15 protein-coding genes are annotated in these 19,486 nt (G+C 72.1%); 8 read left to right on the forward strand and 7 right to left on the reverse strand.

Annotated features, from left to right (window positions below):
- Nucleotides 1–82: 82 nt before the first annotated feature.
- Nucleotides 83–2,191, forward strand: coding sequence for a glycogen debranching protein GlgX (glgX, locus tag E1281_RS22205; protein WP_131881192.1), 2,109 nt, complete (start codon nucleotides 83–85; stop codon nucleotides 2,189–2,191).
- On the opposite strand, the gene E1281_RS22210 is transcribed toward glgX, so the two are convergent.
- Both E1281_RS22210 and E1281_RS22215 read right to left on the reverse strand, forming a co-directional pair.
- Nucleotides 2,188–3,600, reverse strand: a complete 1,413-nt coding sequence (locus E1281_RS22210) for an FAD-binding oxidoreductase (protein ID WP_207943423.1) — start codon at nucleotides 3,598–3,600, stop codon at nucleotides 2,188–2,190. The genes glgX and E1281_RS22210 overlap by 4 nt on opposite strands.
- 177 nt (nucleotides 3,601–3,777) lie before the next feature.
- Nucleotides 3,778–4,179, reverse strand: coding sequence for a hypothetical protein (locus E1281_RS22215; protein ID WP_131881194.1), 402 nt, complete (start codon nucleotides 4,177–4,179; stop codon nucleotides 3,778–3,780).
- A gap of 141 nt (nucleotides 4,180–4,320) precedes the next feature.
- On the opposite strand from E1281_RS22215, the gene E1281_RS22220 reads away from it, so the two are divergent.
- The gene (locus tag E1281_RS22220; RefSeq protein ID WP_131881196.1) at nucleotides 4,321–5,040 is read left to right on the forward strand and encodes a pyrimidine reductase family protein; all 720 of its coding nucleotides are present in this window, start codon (nucleotides 4,321–4,323) and stop codon (nucleotides 5,038–5,040) included.
- Here E1281_RS22220 and E1281_RS22225 read toward each other — a convergent pair.
- Nucleotides 5,022–5,723, reverse strand: coding sequence for a dihydrofolate reductase family protein (locus tag E1281_RS22225; RefSeq protein ID WP_131881198.1), 702 nt, complete (start codon nucleotides 5,721–5,723; stop codon nucleotides 5,022–5,024). The genes E1281_RS22220 and E1281_RS22225 overlap by 19 nt on opposite strands.
- A gap of 75 nt (nucleotides 5,724–5,798) precedes the next feature.
- Between E1281_RS22225 and E1281_RS22230 the strand changes: the two genes are divergently transcribed.
- The gene (locus E1281_RS22230) at nucleotides 5,799–6,890 is read left to right on the forward strand and encodes an ATP-dependent DNA ligase (protein WP_131881200.1); all 1,092 of its coding nucleotides are present in this window, start codon (nucleotides 5,799–5,801) and stop codon (nucleotides 6,888–6,890) included.
- Nucleotides 6,891–6,949: 59 nt separating this feature from the next.
- Here the strand turns inward: E1281_RS22230 and E1281_RS22235 are convergent, their stop codons facing one another.
- The gene (locus E1281_RS22235) at nucleotides 6,950–8,626 is read right to left on the reverse strand and encodes an alkaline phosphatase D family protein (RefSeq protein WP_131881202.1); all 1,677 of its coding nucleotides are present in this window, start codon (nucleotides 8,624–8,626) and stop codon (nucleotides 6,950–6,952) included.
- A 219-nt stretch (nucleotides 8,627–8,845) separates the two neighbouring features.
- Here E1281_RS22235 and E1281_RS22240 point away from each other — a divergent pair, with 219 nt between their 5' ends.
- Together E1281_RS22240 and E1281_RS22245 are read left to right on the forward strand one after the other, a co-directional pair.
- Nucleotides 8,846–11,263: an ATP-binding domain-containing protein gene (locus E1281_RS22240; protein ID WP_131881204.1), complete on the forward strand. Its 2,418-nt coding sequence runs from the start codon at nucleotides 8,846–8,848 to the stop codon at nucleotides 11,261–11,263.
- Nucleotides 11,264–11,365: 102 nt separating this feature from the next.
- Nucleotides 11,366–13,378: a Xaa-Pro dipeptidyl-peptidase gene (locus tag E1281_RS22245; protein ID WP_279433640.1), complete on the forward strand. Its 2,013-nt coding sequence runs from the start codon at nucleotides 11,366–11,368 to the stop codon at nucleotides 13,376–13,378.
- Nucleotides 13,379–13,426: 48 nt separating this feature from the next.
- On the opposite strand, the gene E1281_RS22250 is transcribed toward E1281_RS22245, so the two are convergent.
- Nucleotides 13,427–14,509: a DNA polymerase domain-containing protein gene (locus tag E1281_RS22250; protein ID WP_131881208.1), complete on the reverse strand. Its 1,083-nt coding sequence runs from the start codon at nucleotides 14,507–14,509 to the stop codon at nucleotides 13,427–13,429.
- A 65-nt stretch (nucleotides 14,510–14,574) separates the two neighbouring features.
- Here E1281_RS22250 and msrB point away from each other — a divergent pair, with 65 nt between their 5' ends.
- Nucleotides 14,575–14,976, forward strand: coding sequence for a peptide-methionine (R)-S-oxide reductase MsrB (gene msrB, locus E1281_RS22255; protein ID WP_131881210.1), 402 nt, complete (start codon nucleotides 14,575–14,577; stop codon nucleotides 14,974–14,976).
- Between the two features lie 53 nt (nucleotides 14,977–15,029).
- Here the strand turns inward: msrB and hemQ are convergent, their stop codons facing one another.
- Nucleotides 15,030–15,728: a hydrogen peroxide-dependent heme synthase gene (gene hemQ / locus E1281_RS22260; RefSeq protein WP_207943424.1), complete on the reverse strand. Its 699-nt coding sequence runs from the start codon at nucleotides 15,726–15,728 to the stop codon at nucleotides 15,030–15,032.
- Nucleotides 15,685–17,157, reverse strand: coding sequence for a protoporphyrinogen oxidase (gene hemG, locus E1281_RS22265; protein ID WP_131881214.1), 1,473 nt, complete (start codon nucleotides 17,155–17,157; stop codon nucleotides 15,685–15,687). Before hemG ends, hemQ begins: the two co-directional genes overlap by 44 nt.
- 106 nt (nucleotides 17,158–17,263) lie before the next feature.
- Here hemG and E1281_RS22270 point away from each other — a divergent pair, with 106 nt between their 5' ends.
- Together E1281_RS22270 and E1281_RS22275 are read left to right on the forward strand one after the other, a co-directional pair.
- Nucleotides 17,264–18,367 (forward strand): hypothetical protein, encoded by a 1,104-nt coding sequence (locus E1281_RS22270; RefSeq protein ID WP_131881216.1) that lies wholly within the window; start codon nucleotides 17,264–17,266, stop codon nucleotides 18,365–18,367.
- Between the two features lie 148 nt (nucleotides 18,368–18,515).
- On the forward strand, nucleotides 18,516–19,486 hold a 971-nt coding region (locus E1281_RS22275), incomplete at its 3' end, for a DUF4349 domain-containing protein (protein WP_165959046.1).

Here is a 19,486-nt window from a genome sequence, read left to right on the forward strand (position 1 = left end):
GTTGAAAGGTGGTTGGGTGGGGGCTGGAGGACGGTAGGTCACAATCGACTGGGCAAGGACGTACCGGCCGAGGAGTTGGAGCATGCGGGAGGTTTGGCCCGGGGATCCCTATCCGCTGGGCGCCACCTGGGACGGCACGGGCACGAACTTCGCGCTGTTCTCGGAGGTGGCCCGGCGGGTCGAGCTGTGCCTGTTCGACGCCGGCGGGCGCGAGACGCGCCGGGAGCTGCCCGAGGTGGACGGGTTCGTCTGGCACGGCTACCTGCCTGGGATCGGCCCCGGGCAGCGGTACGGATACCGGGTGCACGGGCCGTTCGACCCGCGCGAGGGGCACCGCTGCAACCCGTCCAAGCTGCTGCTCGACCCGTACGGCAAGGCGGTCGAGGGCGCCACGCCGGAGAAGCTGATCAGCTGGCACGAGTCGCTGTTCTCCTACCGGTTCGACGACCCCGACGCGCTGAACCAGGACGACAGCGCCCCGCACATGCCGAAGAACGTGGTGATCAACCCGTTCTTCGACTGGGCGGACGACCGGCCGCCGCGCGTCCCGTACCACGAGAGCGTCATCTACGAGGCCCACGTGAAGGGCCTGACGAAGCTGCACCCCGGCATCCCGGAGGAGCAGCGCGGCACCTACGCGGGACTCGCGCACCCGGTGATGATCGACCATCTGCTCGACCTCGGCGTGACGGCCGTGGAGCTCATGCCGGTGCACCAGTCGATCCCCGAGCACGCGCTGGTGGCGCGGGGGCTCGACAACTACTGGGGCTACAACACGATCGGGTTCTTCGCGCCGCACAACTCCTACAGCTCCTCCGGGCAGTCCGGGGAGCAGGTCCTGGAGTTCAAGGCGATGGTCCGCGCGCTGCACGAGGCGGGCATCGAGGTCATCCTGGACGTCGTCTACAACCACACCGCCGAAGGGGACCACCTCGGGCCGACGCTGTCGTTCCGCGGCATCGACAACGCCTCCTACTACCGGCTCCGCGACGACGACAAGCGCTACCACCTCGACTACACCGGCTGCGGCAACTCGCTCAACGTCCGGAACCCGCACGCGCTGCAGCTCATCATGGACTCGCTGCGCTACTGGATCCTGGAGATGCACGTCGACGGGTTCCGCTTCGACCTCGCCTCCGCGCTGGCCCGCGAACTCCACGACGTCGACCGGCTCGCGGCGTTCTTCGACCTCGTCCAGCAGGACCCGGTCGTCTCCCAGGTGAAGCTGATCGCCGAGCCGTGGGACGTCGGCGAGGGCGGCTACCAGGTCGGCAACTTCCCGCCGCTGTGGACGGAGTGGAACGGCAAGTACCGCGACACCGTCCGCGACTTCTGGCGCGGCTCCTACGCGACGATGCCGGAGTTCGCGTCCCGCCTGACCGGCTCGTCCGACCTGTACGAGCACAGCGCGCGGCGCCCCTTCGCGTCCATCAACTTCGTCACGTGCCACGACGGGTTCACGCTCACGGACCTGGTCTCCTACGACCACAAGCACAACGACGCCAACGGCGAGGACAACCGGGACGGCACCGACGACAACCGGTCCTGGAACTGCGGCACCGAGGGCCCCACCCGCGACCCCGCCGTCCTGGACCTGCGCGCCCGCCAGCGCCGCAACTTCCTGGCGACCCTGTTCCTGTCCCAGGGCGTCCCGATGCTCTCCCACGGCGACGAGCTGGGACGCACCCAGAAGGGCAACAACAACGCCTACTGCCAGGACGACGAGATCGCCTGGGTGCACTGGGAGGACTCCGACGACATGGAGTTCGTCCGGATCCTGTCGCGGCTGCGCCGTGACCACCCGGTGTTCCGCCGCCGCCGCTTCTTCACCGGGAACGGGACCGGCGCCGCCGCCGACATCGCGTGGCTGACCCCGGCCGGCGAGAGCATGACCGACCAGGACTGGAACGTCGGCTTCGCCAAGTCCCTCGGCGTCTTCCTCAACGGCGACGCCATCACCGAACCCGACCGGAGGGGACGCCGCGTCCGCGACGACTCGTTCCTGCTCCTGGTCAACGCGGGCTCCGACCCCGTCGAGTTCACCCTGCCCGGCGGCGAGTACGGCGAACGCTGGGAGTTCACCCTCGACACCGCCGAACCCGGCACGGCCGGCGAACGCCCCCGCGTCAAGGCCCGCGACACCGTGACGGTTCCCGACCGCGCCCTCACCGTCCTGCGCAGACTCCCCTAGCGCCGCACCCGGCCGCGCGGCGTCGGCGGGATGTTCTGGTTGAGCCGGAAGACGTTGCCGGGGTCGTACCGGTCCTTCAGCGCCGTCAGCCGGGCGAGCTTCTCCTCGGGGTACGCGCGGCGGACGCCCTGCCGGCCCTCGTCGGTCAGGGTGTTGACGTAGAGCCCGGCGGCGAAGGGCTCCAGCGTCGCCGCGTACCGGCGCGCGGCCGCGATGCGCTCCGCGTCCTCGGCGGGGTCCGACCAGCGCGCCGCCGCGACGAACTCGACGAGCGTGCCGCGATGGCTGAAGGCCGTCTCGGCGTCGGCCACGTCCGCGATCGCGCCACCGTACGCCTGCAGGCTGGCCGCCGGCAGGAAGGGCGCCTCCGCGTCGGCGGCGCCGCGGGTCAGGAAGGCGCGGACGGCGTCGTCGGGGAACTCGTTGAAGTAGTGGCCTTTCCAGTACCTGCGATGCAGGTGCCCTTCGGCGTCGTCGTCCATCGTCTGGAGGTCGAGGTAGGCCAGCTCCTCGACGCGTTCGGCCACCGGCGCCCCCAGATCGCGCAGCGCCGGCAGCAGGCGGCGTCCCTCGTCCGGATCGCCCACCCAGACGTACCCGGCACTGGCCAGCGGCCGTCCGCGCAGTTCCGGCGGCAGGTGCGGCCAGTCGCCCGCGGTGCCGACCCATGCGGTGAGGGTGGCGCGGCGAGGCGCGTCGGCGATCAGATCGCGCCACCCGCTCAGCACGGCCGCCGCGTCGCCGGGCGGGAAGTACAGGTCCACGAGGAGGGCCCGGGTGCCGACCTGATGCAGCCGGAACTCGAAACCGGTCACCACGCCGAAGTTGCCGCCCCCTCCGCGCAGCCCCCAGAACAGGTCGGCGTGCTCCGCCGCGTCGACGTGCAGGACGTCGCCCTCGGCGGTCACCAGCTCGAAGGACGCGACGTTGTCGCACGAGAGGCCGTAGTCCCGTGCCAGCCACCCCATCCCGCCGCCGAGCGTCAGCCCGCCCACGCCGGTGTGGGACACGTTCCCCGCCGTGGTGGCCAGGCCGTACGGCTGGGTCGCGCGGTCCAGGGCCCCGAGCAGCGCGCCGCCCTGGACCCGCGCGCGGCGGCCTCCGGGATCGACGGTCACGGCGTCCATGGGCGTCAGGTCGATCATCAGGCAGCCGTCGGCGACCGGAAGGCCGAGGATGCTGTGGCCGCCGCAGCGGACCCCGATCTCCAGCCCCTGGGCGCGTCCGAGGCGGATCGCGGCGGCGACGTCGTCCCGTCCGGCGCAACGGGCGATGAGGGCGGGCCTGCGGTCGACCATCGCGTTCCAGACGCGCCGGTGCTCGTCGTAGCCGTCGTCGCCGGGGACCAGAACCTGCCCCGCGAAGCCGCGCCGGAGAAGGGCGGCCGCGTCCGCACCGCTCGTGGCCACCGCTACTCGCCCGAGGCCGCGTCGACTCCGGCGAACGCGGAGTTGATGATCTTTCCCATGCCGGCTCCCGTCGTTCGATTCGTGTACGCATGGTGCCCCGGAACCCGGGTGCGCCGGAAGCCTCTTCAGGTGTCGACGGCTCGTCCACCATCGGTCGGCGGTCCGCCGGCCGTACGGCTAGGCGCGGGTCACGTCGACGGCGCTGAGGAAGACCAGGACGAAGGTCGTGACGGCGACCGCGCCGTGGACGGCCACCGCGGCGGCGGGAAAGGCCTGCTCCGCGCCGCGGGCGTGCCGGCCGCCGCGTCCGACGAGCCAGCGGGTGAACAGCATGAACCCCTGGAGGGTGACGACCAGCAGCGCGGCGCGGGCGAGCCAGGCGTACTCGGCGCGCGCGGTGACCAGGTAGCCGATCCAGACGGCGAGCCCGGCCACCGCGGCGAGGGGATGCCCCGCCACGACCAGGGTCGGGAACCGCGTCACCTTCGCCGACGGCCCCCCGTTCGCCAGCCAGATGACCAGGAGGTGAGCGCCCCCCGCGGCGGCCACCACCCATGCGCCCAATGCGGCGAACTCCACCCCCCGGCTCCTTCCATGAAATTCCCGTCACCGGGCCCAGTGTGACCGTACGGTCCGCCCGCCATGGCGGATTCGTGCGGATCGGTGAGCGCCCTGTCCTCGTCCGCGCGGCGGGAAGACGGTCGAGTAGCTTGGGGATCCATGCGGATCCTTTCTCCGGAGGCCGGCGACGTCGATCTCGTCGAGCGCTACGCCTATCCGCCGGACAGGGCCTGGATGCGGGCCAACATGGTCGCCAGCCTCGACGGGGCGGCGCAGCGCGACGAGCGCAGCGGCGGCCTCGGATGCCCCGCCGACCAGCACCTCTTCCTGCTGCTGCGCGGGCTCGCCGACGTGGTCGTCGTCGGCGCCGGCACCGTGCGCGCCGAGGGCTACGGGCCGGTCAGGCCGAGCGAGGGCTGGGAGGGCGTCCGGGACGGGCGGGCGCCCGTCCCGCCGCTGGCGGTCGTCTCCCGCACCCTCGACCTGGACTTCGACGCGCCGATCTTCACCGAGGCGGCGTCCCCGACGATCGTGCTGACGACCGCGACCTCCGATCCGGCGCGGCTGGAGGCCGCGCGGGAGCGCGCCGACGTGATCGTCGCCGGGAGGGACTCGCTCGACTTCACCGCCGCCGTCAAGGAACTGGAGGCCCGCGGCCACAGGCGCCTCCTGTGCGAGGGCGGTCCGGGCGTCCTCGCCCAGGTCGTGGCGGCCGGCCTGCTGGACGAGCTGTGCCTCACGATCAGCCCGCTCCTGCTCGCCGGCCACCCGACGCGGATCCTGAACGGGCCGCCCGTGCCCGTCCCTCCCGAACTGACGCTCGCCCATGCCCTGGAGGACGAGAACTTCCTCTTCCTGCGCTACACCCGCAGCAGGTAACGGACGAACAGGACGCCCTCGTCCAGGTACAGGGCCGCGGGGTCGAGAGGTACCTCGGCGTCCAGCCCGTCCAGGAGACGGGTGTGGCGGGGGCCGCCGAGGAGCGTCGGGGCGATGTTGAGGCACAGTTCGTCCACGAGGGACGCCCGGATCAGTGCGGAGGCGAGGGCGGGGCCGCCCTCGCAGAGGAGATGCCCGTAGCCGAGGTCTTCGCGGAGTGTCCTGATGGCCGCGGGCAGATCGACGTGGTCCTGGCCCGCTTCGACCACCTGGATGTGGCTCGGGACCTTGTTCCGGGCGTTCCGGGACGTGACGACGATGGTCGGTGTCTCGGCCTCGGTGAAGAGCGGGAGCGTCCAGTCCAGGCCGAGGGAGCGGCTCACCACGACGATGGGGGCGGGCGGGCCGCCGCGGCGCGCGCGCAGATCGGCTCGCAGGCGGGCGGGGCCGAGGCGTCCCGTGCGGACTGTGCCCGCCCCCACGAGAATCGCGCCGGCGAGTGCACGCAGCGTCCGGAAGACGCGGAAGTCGGCGTCTCCGCCGAGAGCGTCCGTCCAGCCCTCGGCGTCGGTGACGGAGCCGTCGACGCTCATCACCATGCCGAGGCGCAGCCCCGGCGCGTCCGCGTAGGCGTCGTACGGGTCGATGCCATCGGCGGGGGGTTCGGGCAGCAGACGGCGCATGACCTGCAGGTTATCCAATGACCGTTGTGCGGCCCCGGGATGTCCTTTGTCGGTGCGGGGGCGCAAAATGGGGGGATGGACCTGCCGATCAGCCCGCCGCTGCCGCCGATGCTGGCCAAGGCCGTCAAGACCATGCCCAAGGGCGACCTGCTGTACGAGCCGAAATGGGACGGCTTCCGCTGCATCGTGTTCCGCGACGGCGACGAGGTGGAGCTGTCCAGCCGCGGGAGGAAGCCGCTCACCCGGTACTTCCCCGAGCTGGTCGAGGCGGTGAAGCGCGAGCTGCCCGAGCGGTGCGTGGTGGACGGCGAGATCGTCCTGCCGAAGGGGACGCGCCTCGACTTCGACGGCCTCCAGCAGCGCATCCACCCGGCCGCGTCGCGGATCAAGCTGCTGTCGGAGGAGACCCCGGCGTCGTTCATCGCGTTCGACCTGCTGGCGGTCGGCGACGAGTCGCTGATGGAGGTGCCGCTCGGCGAGCGGCGGCGGCGCCTCGTCGACACGCTGGCGGGGGTGAAGGCGCCGATCCACGTGACGCCGGTGTCCGATTCCTACGACCTGGCGCTGCGGTGGTTCGACGAGTTCGAGGGCGCCGGGCTGGACGGCGTCATCGCCAAGCCGCGCGACACCGTGTACGAGCCCGACAAGCGGGTGCTGTTCAAGGTCAAGCACGAGCGCACCTGCGACTGCGTGGTGGCGGGCTTCCGCTGGCACAAGTCCGGCCCCATCGTCGGGTCGCTGCTGCTCGGTCTCTACAACTCCGAGGGGAACCTCCAGCATGTCGGGGTGGCGGCGTCCTTCACGATGAAGCGCCGCGCCGAGCTGGTCGAGGAGCTGCGGCCGTACCGGCTGGAGGATCTCGGCGAGCATCCGTGGTCGGAGTGGGCGAGCCAGACCGAGGCGACCGTCGACCGGATGCCGGGCGCCGTCTCCCGCTGGACCGGGAAGAAGGATCTCAGCTGGGTTCCGCTGCGTCCCGACCTGGTCGTCGAGGTGGCCTACGAAGGGATGGAGGGCACCCGGATCCGGCACACCGCCCGCTTCCGGAACTGGCGCCCGGACCGGACGCCGGAGTCGTGCACCTACGAGCAGCTTGAGGTTCCCGTCGCCTACGACCTGGGCGACATTCTCGGCGGCCAGGCGACGAGCCCGCGCGTCGACCGCTGAGTCCCGGCGGCGGGACGCCCGGCGGCCGGGACGCGCCGCGCGTCCCGGCCGTGGGCGCGTCAGGGCTGGGTCTCGTTCTCGATGGTCTGGCGGATGATCTCCTGGTCGGAGCGCGCCGACTTCGTCGAGGCGAAGGGGCGCAGGTAGGTCTGGTTGACGCCGGGGGTGCGGTCCTCGATGACGAACGTCGCCTTGGTGGAGATCTCGCCGCCCGGTGTCCGGACGCCGGGCAGGGTCTTGAAGTCGGCCCTCATCTCGTCCTTGCCGATCTTCGTGATCACGTAGCCGCGCTGGTTGTTGTAGAAGCGCAGATGCGGGTTGATCTTGAGGAACGGGTGGTCGGCGGGGTCGGAGTCCTGGCCGTCGCCGGTGCTGCTGACGGACGTGCACACCAGCTCGGAGCCGACCGTCCTGGAGTCCGGGTCGTCGTAGTCGGCCTTCAGGTCGCTCGCCCAGTGGGCGTGCACGTCGCCGGTGAGCACGACGGGGTTGCGGACCCCGGCGTCCAGCCAGCCCTTGGTGATCCGGTCGCGGGACGCGACGTAGCCGTCCCAGCCGTCCATCGACGTCTTCTTGACGGGGCCCTCGGTGTTGTCGCGCTGGGCGAAGAACACCTGCTGTCCCAGGATGTCCCAGCGGGCACGGGAGCGGCGGAAGCCGTCGAGGAGCCACTTCTCCTGCGCGTCGCCGGTGATGGAGCGCTTCGGGTCGGTGGCCTCCGGGCAGTCCTTGTAGCCGTCGCCGCAGCCCTGGTCGTCGCGGAACTGGCGGGTGTCGAGCATGTGGAAGCCGGCGAGCCGCCCCCACTGGATCCGCCGGTAGAGCTGCATGTCGGGGCCCTTCGGCAGCGAGCGGCGCCGGAGGGGCATGTTCTCGTAGTACGCCTGGAACGCGGCGGCCCGCCGCGTTCGGAACTCCTCGTAGGAGGGGGTCTCGGAGCCGGCCTCGGGGTTGTCGTCGGCCCAGTTGTTCTCGATCTCGTGGTCGTCGAACACGACGAGCCACGGCGCCGCCTCGTGTGCGGCCTGCAGGTCGCGGTCGGACTTGTACTGGGCGTGCCGCTGCCGGTAGCCGGCGAGGGTGACCGTCTCGGGGCCGTCGTGGTCGCGGACGTTGCCGCCCGGGCTGTTGTAGACGCCCCTCTTGTACTCGTACTGGTAGTCGCCGAGGTGCAGGATCAGGTCGGGGTGCTCCTCGGCCAGCCGCCGGTACGCCGTGAAGTAGCCGTGTTCGAACTGGGAGCACGAGGCGAAGGCCATCGTGAGCGCGGGACCGAAGGTGGCCGGATGCGGCGCGGTGCGCGCCCGTCCGGCCGGGGACACGTGGGCGCCCGCGCGGAACCGGTACCAGTAGTCGCGGCCGGGGCGCAGGCCGTTCAGCTCGACGTGGACGGAGTGGGCGGCCTCGGGGCGGGCCGCGGCGGTGCCGCGCCGGTCGATGCGGCGGAAGCGCTCGTCGGACGCGACCTCCCAGCGCACCGGGACGGTCCGGTTCGGCATCCCGCCGAGGCCGTCCTCGGCGAGGGGGTTCAGGGCGAGCCTGGTCCAGAGGACGAACCCGTCGTGGTCGGGGTCGCCGGACGCGACGCCGAGCGTGAACGGGTCGGCGGGCAGCGGGCGGGGTGCGTCGCCGGGAGCCGCGTGGGCGGCGGTGCGGGGGGTAACGGCGGCGGCGGTGGCGAGTCCGCCGGCGATCAGGAGCGTCCGCCGGTTGAGCGGACGTGCGGTGTCGGCCATGGGAAAAGCGACCTTTCGGAGGTTCCGGCATGGACTGCCGGAGAGCCTCGCCACGGCCGGTGACCAGGAGACACCGCGGAGATGACATCCGCCGCAACACTGATGATCTTCTGGAGGCGCGTTGGCCGATCACGCGCAGCGGGAGTCAGGGATGGTAGGGTGGCGACTTACGAATTGCGCACAGAAATTCCATCCTATGACTAGGAGTGTAGCTCAGGCATGGGGACCCGTCAAGCGGAAACTGTCAACCCGGATCGCGATGAAAAGTCGGGTTCGCCCGCGATACGCGGCGAGCAGGAGTACGTGACCCGCGTGTACGCACGGCTCGACGCCGAGCGGGAGAAGGCCGAGGCCGCGTTGCGCGAGGGCCCGGCCGCAGGGGGCGGCAGCGCGTTCCAGGCCCGGGTGGAGAGCGCCGTCGCCACCGACGAGGCGGCGCGGCGCCTGGCCGCTCTCGGCGGCGTCGAGCACGGCCTGTGCTTCGGCCGCATCGACCACCGCGCGGACGCCGACGGCCCCGGCGACACGTTCTACATCGGCCGCGTCGGCCTCCGCGACGAGGACCACGAGCCGATCCTGATCGACTGGCGCGCCGCCGCGGCCCGCCCCTTCTACACCGCCACCCCGGGCGCCCCCGGCACGCTCGCGCGCCGCCGCCACCTGCACCTGCGCGACCGCGAGGTCGTCCGGCTGGACGACGAGGTCTTCGACCTGGAGGGACTGGACGAGTCCGAGCGCGGCGGCATCGTGGGCGAGGCCGCCCTTCTCGCCACGCTCCGCCGCGGCCGGACGGGCCGGATGAGCGACGTCGTCGCCACCATCCAGGAGGAGCAGGACCGGGTGATCCGCTCCGGGCTGCAGGGCGTCCTCGTCGTCCAGGGCGGACCGGGCACCGGCAAGACGGTCGCCGCTCTGCACCGGGCCGCGTACCTCCTCTACACGCACCGGGACGTCCTGGAACGGCGCGGAGTGCTCGTCGTCGGCCCGAACGCCACGTTCCTCCGCTACATCGAGCAGGTGCTCCCCGGCCTGGGCGAGACCGATGTCGCCCTGGCGACGGTCGGTGAGCTGTACCCGGGGCTGAAGGCGACGGAGTCCGACACCCCCGAGGTGGCCGTCATCAAGGGCGACCACCGGATGGCGGACCTGTTGGAGGCGGCCCTCCACGACCGGCAGCGCGTCCCTGCCGACGGCCTGCGCATCGAAGCCGAAGGTCTCACGCTGGCCGTGGACGCCGAGAAGTGCGCGCGGATACGCGAGCGTGCCCGCGCCCTGCAACTCCCCCACAACGTCCAGCGACGTCGCTTCGTCCACGACCTTCTGGAAGCCCTCGCCATCAACAGGGCCGAGCAGTACGACCGCATCATGGACGAGCCCCTGGAAGAGATGGCCAAGAACGGCGGCCTCCCCGACTGGCTCCAGGAACTCATCGACGAGGCCGAGGACGAACCCCTGCTGGACGAGACGGACCTCCGCCTGGCCAAGGAAGCCCTCTGGCAGGAACCGGTCGTCCAGACCGCCATCAACGAACTCTGGCCCGAACTGACCCCCGAGCAGCTCCTTTCCGACCTCTACGCCGACCCCGAGGCCCTGGCCCGGGCGGGCGCCCGGACGGGCCTCGAATACGCGCTCCTCCACCGCCCGCCCAACGCGCCCTGGACGGTCTCGGACGTCCCCCTCCTGGACGAGGCCGCCGAACTCCTGGGCAAGGACGACTCCGCCGAGAAGGCGCGCCGGCGAGCCGGCCGGGCCGCACGCGCCCAGGAGGAGCAGTACGCCCGCGAGGTCATGGAGACGACCGGCGTCACCGACCTGATCGCCGCGAGCGACCTGATCTCCGCGAGCGAGCTGGCGGAACGCCACCACGACGACGGCCCGCCGCTCACCACCGCCCAGCGCGCCATCGCCGACCGCGAATGGGCGTACGGGCACGTGATCGTGGACGAGGCCCAGGAGCTGTCCGAGATGGCCTGGCGCACCGTGATGCGGCGCGTCCCGACCCGCTCCCTCACCGTCGTCGGCGACATCGCCCAGACCGGCAACGCGGCCGGTGCCGCGTCCTGGGGCCGGATGCTCGACCGCTACGTCCCGGGCCGCTGGCGCGAGCAGCGCCTCCTGGTCAACTACCGCACCCCCGCCGCCATCATGAAGGTCGCCGCCGACGTCCTCGCCGCCGTCGCCCCCGACCAGACTCCGCCCGAACCCGTCCGCGACGACGGCCCGCCGCCGACCGCACGTGCGCTGCCGGTGACCGCCCTGCCGGCCCTCATCGAATCCGAGCTGTCACTCATCACAGGCGGAACGCCCGACGGCATCGGCGGCGCCTTCAAGGAGGGCCGCCTCGCCGTCATCACCTCCGCCGCCCGCCGGACCGCCGTCCTGGACGCCCTCCCGGACGCCGCCGCCGGCGCGACCCCGGAGGCCCTCGACTCCGCCGCCGTCGTCCTGACCACCGGGGAGGCCAAGGGCCTCGAATTCGACTCCGTGATCATCGTCGACCCGTCCGGCATCCTCGCCGAGTCCCCCAAGGGCGGCCAGGACCTCTACGTGGCCCTGACCCGGGCCACCCGCCGCCTGACGATCGTCCACGACGACGACCTCCCGCCCCTCCTCTCGGCCCTGGAGGACGCCGGGTGAGGACGGCCTGGCCACGCAAGGGCAGGAGCTGACCAAATCCGGTCCGAGTTCGTCGTGCGGCGCCCTTTACCGGTGGCCGCCGGGCGAGGAGCGTGTGCCTCCGTGGGAGATCATTCTCTGGATTCCGGGAGGTGCGGGTTGGCCAGGAGATCCCTGAGACGAACCCGGCGGACGACGACGGTGGCCGTGCTGACCGGCGCCACGCTCGCCTTCGGCGGCGGCGGCGCGGCGGCGGTCGCGCAGGCGTCCCCCAAGATCGTGGTGAAGGGCGGCGCGACCCAGCCGGTCTTCTCCTACAAGGACGCGATCCGCGAGCACGTGTACGTCGAGTCGAGCGTGGACAGCGACCGCGACGGCGAACTCGACCGCGTCAACGTGGACATCATCCGGCCCAAGGAGACCGAGCAGGGCCTCAAGGTGCCGGTGATCATGGACGAGAGCCCGTACTACGACAACGCGGGACGCGGCAACGAGAGCGAGCGCAAGACCTACGACGCCGACGGGAACCCGGTGAAGTTCCCGCTGTTCTACGACAACTACTTCGTTCCACGCGGGTACGCGTTCCTCGCCGCCGACATGGTGGGGACGACCCGTTCCGACGGCTGCCCGGTCAGCGGCGGCCCGACCGACGTCCTCGGCGGCAAGGCCGTCGTGGACTGGCTGAACGGGCGCGCCAAGGCGTACCGGGCGGACGGCAGCCCGGTGGAGGCGACCTGGACCACCGGCCGCACCGCCATGATCGGCAAGTCCTACGACGGGACGCTCGCCAACGGCGTCGCCGCGACCGGCGTCCGCGGGCTGGAGACGATCGTCCCCATCACATCGATCAGCAGCTGGTACGACTACAGCCGCATGAACGGCGTGAAGTACTGGACGGACGAGCAGCCGTGGCTCGCGGACTACGTCGACACCGACCCGCCGGAGAAGTGCGCCGCCGTCAACGCCGGTCTCGACGAGGGAGAGGACGACGCGACCGGCAACTACAACGCCTACTGGAAGACCGCCGACTACCGGAACGGGACGATCGCCCGCGCCTCCCGCGTCCGGGCGAGCGTGTTCGCGGTGCACGCCGTCAACGACCTCAACGTGAAGGCCGACCACTTCGCCGAGTGGTGGAAGGCCCTGGCCCGGCACGGCGTGGAACGCAAGGTGTGGCTGACGCAGCGCGGCCACGTCGATCCGTTCGACTTCCGGCGGGACCACTGGGTGGCCACGCTGCACAAGTGGTTCGACCACGAGCTGCACAAGATCCGCAACGGTGTCCTGCGGGAGCCGCGCGCCGACATCGAGACGGGCCCCGACCAGTGGATCACCCAGTCGGACTGGCCGTCCCGCGACGCGCGCGCGATCACCCTGCGGCCCGGCGAGGACGGCACGCTCGGCCTGAAGCCCGCCCCGAGGGGCTCGACGGCCACGTTCACCGACGCACCCGGGCCGCGCGGCGACGGCTACCCGGAGGGCGCGATGGTCAGCGACCCGACGGCGGAGCAGCCGTTCCGGGCCGCGTTCGTCTCGGGCCCGCTGCCGATGACGGGACGGCTGTCCGGGACGCCGGAGACGCGGCTGAGGATCAAGCTGGACGAGCCGACCTCCAATGTCACCGCGCTGCTCGTCGACTACGGCGAGGACGAGCGCGTGGACCACCTCGGCCCGGGTGCGGGCATCCGCACCCTCGACACCGAGTCCTGCCACGGCGAGAGCACCCCCGCCGACGACGCCTGCTACAAGGAGACCGAGGTCACGACGGCCACCTCGCCGGTGAACGTGGTCGCCCGCGGGTGGCTCGACGCCCAGAACCACCGGTCGCTGAGCCGTCCGGCCCCGCTGAAGCCGGGACGGTACTACGACGTCCGCTGGGAGACGCTCAGCCAGGAGTACCTGCTGAAGAAGGGGCACCGTCTCGCGCTGGTCCTGGCCGGGACGGACTCCGACTACAACACCGAGACGCCCACCGGAGCCAAGGTGACGGTGGACCTGCGCGGCAGTTCCGTCCGCATCCCCGTGGTCATCGGGGCGGACGAGCCGTCCGCGATGGTCGCCCCGCCGCGGCCCGAGAGCCCCTGGCGCGGCCCGTCCGGCGTCACGCTCCCCGTCCAGGAACGCGAGTTCCACTGACCCCGAACGGCCCGCCGTCCCCTCGACGGGGCGGCGGGCCGTTCCTCGTCAGTGGTTGTCGGTGTCCTTGCTGGGCTGGACGCGCTTCGGCTCGCCGGGCATCTTGGGGTAGTTCGGCGGGTACGGCATGTCGCCGAGGCCGTGCTCGCGCTCGTCGCGGTCGGCCAGGTCGAGGAGGCCCTCAAGGGAGAACGACGCGTCGTCGATGGAGGCGTGCAGGTCGCCGAGTTCGGCGAAGCGGGCGGGCATCGTGGCGATCGTGAAGTCGCGGGGGTCGACGTCCGGCAGTTCGTCCCACGTCACGGGCGCCGAGACCGGGGCGTGCGGCGCCGGGCGGACGCTGTAGGCCGACGCGATCGTCCGGTCGCGGGCGTTCTGGTTGTAGTCGATGAAGATCTGCTCGCCGCGCTCCTCCTTCCACCACCTGGTGGTGACCTCGGCGGGGGCGCGGCGCTCGACCTCGCGGCCGAAGGCCAGGGCGGCGCGGCGGACCTCGGTGAACGTCCAGCGCGGCTCGATGCGCACGTAGATGTGCACCCCGCCCTTGCCGGACGTCTTGACGTGGCCGGTGAGGTCCAGCTCGGACAGCAGGTCGCGGGCCGGTCCGAGCGCCACCCGGACGGCGTCGGAGAAGTCGGTCCCCGGCTGCGGGTCGAGGTCGATGCGCAGCTCGTCCGGGTGATCCACGTCGCCCCTGCGGACGGGCCACGGGTGGAAGGTCAGCGTGCCGAGGTTGGCCGCCCAGGCGATCACGGCGGGCTCGGTGGGGCAGACCTCGTCGGCGGACCGGCCGCTGGGGAAGGCGATCCGGGCGGTCTGCACCCAGTCGGGCGCGCCCTTGGGGATGCGCTTCTGGTAGAACGCGTCGGACTTGCCGGCGCCTCCGCCCGTCTGGCCGCGCGCGTAGTCCTCCCGGGTGGCCAGCCGGGCGCCCTCGAACACGCCGGCGGGCCAGCGCTCCAGCGTGGTCGGGCGGTCGCGGGTGGCGCGGACGATGCCCTCGCCCACGGCGATGTAGTACTCCACCAGCTGCCGCTTGGTGTAGCCGTGCTCGGGAAAGTAGACCTTGTCGGGATTGGTCACCTTGACGAGGCGATCCCCGACCGGGATCTCGATGAAGGGCGAGGCCATAGCCGCACGTTAACCCACGGGCACGACAGTCCACCGGAACGACCCCACCGGGTACCTTCGGAGGCATGGAGAAGATCCGCAAAAGCGAGGAAGAGTGGCGGGCCGAGCTCAGCCCGGAGGAGTTCCACGTGCTGCGGGAGGCGGGCACCGAGAAGCCGTTCATCGGCGAGTACAACGACACCAAGACGGTCGGCGTGTACCGGTGCCGTGCCTGCGGGACGGAGCTGTTCCGTTCGGAGACCAAGTTCGAGAGCCACTGCGGCTGGCCGTCGTTCTACGAGCCGTCGGACTCCGACGCGGTCACGCTGATCGAGGACCGGTCGCTCGGCATGACGCGTACCGAGGTGCGGTGCGCCGTGTGCGACTCGCACCTGGGGCACGTGTTCCACGGGGAGGGCTACAAGACCCCCACCGACGACCGCTACTGCATCAACTCGGTCTCACTCGCCCTCGAACCCGCCGAGTAGGCGGCCGCCGCCCGTCCCGGAGCGGCCCGGGTGTCCCGGGACGGGGACCGCTCCTAGACGAGGTTGGCGACGAGTTCGGAGACCGGCTTGCGGCGGCCGGTGTAGAAGGGCGTCTCCTCGCGGGTGTGCAGCCGCGCCTTCGACCCGCGCAGGTGGCGCATCAGGTCCACGATGCGGTGCAGCTCGTCGGCCTCGAACGCCAGCATCCACTCGTAGTCGCCGAGCGCGAACGCCGGGACCGTGTTGGCCCGGACGTCGGGATAGCCGCGCGCCATCTTGCCGTGCTCGGCGAGCATGGCGCGGCGCTCCTCGTCCGGGAGCAGGTACCACTCGTAGGACCGCACGAACGGGTAGACGCACACGTAGGCGCGCGGCTCCTCGTCGGCGAGGAACGCCGGGATGTGGCTCTTGTTGAACTCCGCCGGGCGGTGCAGCGCCATCTGCGACCACACCGGCTCGCTGGCGCGGCCCAGCGCGGTGCGGCGGAACCGGGTGTAGACCTCCTGGAGGTCGTCGGACGTGGGCGCGTGCCACCAGAACATGAAGTCGGCGTCGGCGCGCAGGCCGGCGACGTCGTAGGCGCCGCGGGTCGTCACGTCCTTCTCGGCGGCCTGGTCGAGGAGCTCCTGGACCTCGGCCGCCTCCCGCTCGCCGAGCGTGCCCGGTTCGGTCACACGGAAGACCGACCACATCGTGTAGCGGATGACGTCATTGAGTTCGCGTGCTTTCGGCTTGCCCGCCGGCTGCGTCATGGTCTGCTCCTTCTCGGCTGCGCACATGGTCCAGTATCCGGGTGGCCGCCGCGCGCGCCGAGGCGATGCAGGCGGGGACGCCCAGCCCGTCGTAGGCGGCGCCCGCGACGGCGAGCCCCGGCTGCCCGGCGACCGCCGACCGAACCCCGGCCACGCGGTCGGCGTGGCCGACGTTGTACTGCGGGAGGCCGCCGCCCCACCGGCTCACCCTGGTCTCGGCGGGCAGGTCGGCGACGCCGCAGGTCGCGGCGAGCTCGGCCATCGCGGTGGCGGTCAGCTCCGCGTCGGTTCTCTGGAGCGTGTGCTCCTCGCCGAAGCGCCCGATGGAGCAGCGCACCACGATGACGTCGGGGTCACGGTCACGCAGATGGGGCCATTTTACCGAGCTGAACGTGACGGCCTTGACCCCACGCCCCCCGTTCTCCGGCGCGCTCTCCACGGCCGGGACGAGGTAGCCGCTGCCCTTCGGCAGGCGCGGGAACGCGGTGGCCCGGTAGGCGAGCGTGACGATCGCCATGCTGGCGTACTCGATGCCCTCCAGCTCCCGCGCCGCGGCCGGGACGTCCTCCTTGAGGAGCCGGGCCGCGGGGGCGGCGGGCACCGCGATGAGCACCGCGTCGGCGTCGAGGTACTCGGGGTCGCGGGTGGGGCCGATGGTCAGCCGCCACCCCTCCGGGCGGCGGCGCAGCTCGCGGACCGTGGCGCGGGTCCGGACCGTCCCCCCGGCGGCGGTGACGTCGTCCGCGACCAGGAGCGGGAGGGAGCCGAGGCCGTCCGGCAGCGTGGCGAACACCGGGCCGGGGTCCTTGGGCGCGGCGTCCCGGACGCCCCGGACGGCGTGCAGCAGCGAGCGGTGGGAGCGCGCGGCGGCGGCGACGGCGGGCACCGTGGAGTCGAACGAGAGCCGTTCGGCGAGCCCCGCGTAGACGCCGCCGAGCAGCGGCTCCACGAGGCGGTCGACGACCTCGCGGCCGACGCGGGCGGAGATGTAGGCGGCGACGGACACGTCCGCGCCGCGCGGCGTCTCGGGCAGCACGAGGTCGAGCGGGACGCGCGCCAGCCCGGCCGGGGACAGCACCTGGGACGCGGCGAGGGCCCGCAGATCGGACGGGACGCCCATGACCTGCCCGGACGGCATCGCGCGCAGCGCCCCGCGGCTGAAGATCCCCGAGGACGTGGTGCCGGGGTTGACCAGCTCGCCGCGGCGCCCGAGCTCGCCGACCAGGTCGAGTCCCTCGGGGCGGCGGGCGAGCATCGACTCGGCGCCCTCGTCCACCGGGATCCCGGCGATCTCGCTGACCCGGAGCTTGCCGCCGATCCGCGGGGACCCCTCCAGGACGGTCACCCGCACGCCGTCCCGGGCCAGCATGCGCGCGGCGGCGAGTCCGGCGATGCCGCCCCCGACGACGACGGCATGGGACCTCTTCATGCCCCAAGCTTCCCAGACACCCCGGGAGACCGCGCACCGGGTCGGTCACAGGATTCATTGCCGGAGTGACAAGATCTCGGAACCGAACCAGTCAATACTGGCACATATGAACCCATGGAAGGCTCCACTGGCCGCCGCGACGTCGATCCTGCTGGCCGCCGGGCTCGCGTCCCCCGCCTCCGCCGCGCCCCGGGGCGACTTCAGGCCGGTGCCCCTGCCGTTCTTCTGGCCGAACAACTCCCTCCTCGACATCGACGCCGCCTCACCCGACAGCGTCTGGATCGCCGGGGACCAGGGGGCGCTTTTCATCCCCACCGACCCCTTCAACGGCATCACGATCCCGGGCAACCCGGTCGTGCGCCGGTGGCAGAACGGCGCCTGGGTCGAATACGGCATCCAGAACCTGTCGAGCCACGGCACCATCGACGACGTGGACGCGGTCGGCCCCGAGGACGTGTGGATCAGCGGGACCAAGCACCACGACTCGGGACTGCGCACCCCCTACGCGGCGCATTTCACCGGCACCGGCTTCACCCAGGTGGAGCTGCCGGAGAACGCTCAGGACGGCGGCGCCGACCTGCGGGCCGACGCCTCGGGGATCTGGCTCACCACCAGAAACGACTACTACCGGCGGACGGGGAACGGCTGGACCCACCTCGCCACGGGCCCCGACGTGTACCGGCACACCTCGTACATCCGGGCGGACGACGACATCTGGGTCCTCGGCGCGGCTTCCCAGACCGAAACGGCCCTGCTGGCCCGGCACTGGGACGGGCGGTCCTGGCGGAGCGTCCCCATGCAGCAGCCGCCCACGCCGTACGTCGCGTTCACGGACATGATCGCCCTGTCCCCCGCGGACGCCTGGGCGATCGGCGTCGACCGCTACACGTCCCCGCACACACCCGCTCTGATGCACTGGGACGGCAGCGCGTGGACGAGCGTCACGCCACCGGCCGGTTTCGACGACTTCAAGAAGATCGTCCGGGGCGAGGACGGGACGCTGTGGGTGGTCGGCCACCTGACCGACGAGCCCGCCGAACCCGGTCTGCTCCGCTACAGCGGCGGGACATGGGAAAGGGTCCCGACGGCGGCGGTGCCCGGAAAGTTCGACTTCAACGCGTCCGCGCTCGCCGTCGTCCCCGGCACCGGCGCGCTGTGGACGCTCGGCAGGGGTGTCGTCGGCGGTCCGGTCGTCCTCACCGACGGCTGAGGGCATCGCCTGGGGTCTCGGCCCGCCACGGGATCGGACCGTGACCCCGGTGTGCCCTCTTCGTGCCCGGATCGCGATTCCCCCGGAGGAACGGTGGCCTGGATTACACCGTCCGAACTCCATGCGGATAGTGAGAAGCGTCAGGCATGTGACATGGGCGTTCATCGTCCTCCTGCTCGCCGGGATGCTGGCCGCCTGCGGGGGCGGTGGCGACTCCGGCAGCTCCGAACCCGCGAGTGAGCAGGGGGCCCGCGCCACCTCCACGGGCGACCGGGGCGCGGAAGGCCGGGACGAGGACTCCGGGGGCGGGGACCCGGGAGCCGAGCGGAGGCCGCAGGCGCCCGTGGCCGAACGCGAGGTCGTCCACTCGGCGGAACTCCGGGTCAGGGCCGGCGACGTCGACGCCTCCGCCGCCAAGGCCAAGCGGTTGGTCACGGCGGCGGGAGGCTACGTCGAGAAGGAGTCCAGCAGGTCCGCGCCGCCCCGCTCCGAGATCGCCCTGAAGATCCCCTCCGACCGCTACACCGCGCTGCTCGACCAGCTCGGCACGCAGCTCGGGACCAAACTCGCGCTCAGCCAGGAGGCGGAGGACGTCACCGGCGAGGTCGCCGACGTGGAGGCCCGGGTCCGCTCCGCGGAGGCCACGCTCACCTCCTTCCGGAAGCTGTTCGAGCGCGCCGGCTCCATCGACGAGATCATCAGGCTGGAGGAGGAGATCTCCGAGCGGCAGTCCGACCTGGAGGCGCTGCAGGCCCGCCAGAAGTCGCTCGAAAGCCGGACCCGGTTCGCGACCGTGACCGTGACCCTGGAGGGCGAGTCCGCGCGGGCCGAGAAGCCCGAGGACGACGGCCCCGGCGGGTTCGTCGACGGGCTCCGGAACGGCTGGGGCGCCTTCACGACGTTCGTCGGCGGCCTCGCCACCGTGGTCGGCTGGCTCCTGCCGTTCCTGGTCACCGCCGCCGTGCTGGGCCTCCCGGTGCTGGCGTTCCGGCATCGCCTCCGCGACCGGTTCGGGAACGGCGGATCCCCGGCGGGCCGCGCGGGCCCGGCGGGCGGCGGCCCCGGACCGGATCCGGAGCCGGAGAAGGCGGGCGTCGGCACCGCCCCGGGCCCCCAGGG

Origin of the sequence: Actinomadura sp. KC345 (genome assembly GCF_004348515.1) — a bacterium.
GTDB lineage: Bacteria > Actinomycetota > Actinomycetes > Streptosporangiales > Streptosporangiaceae > Spirillospora.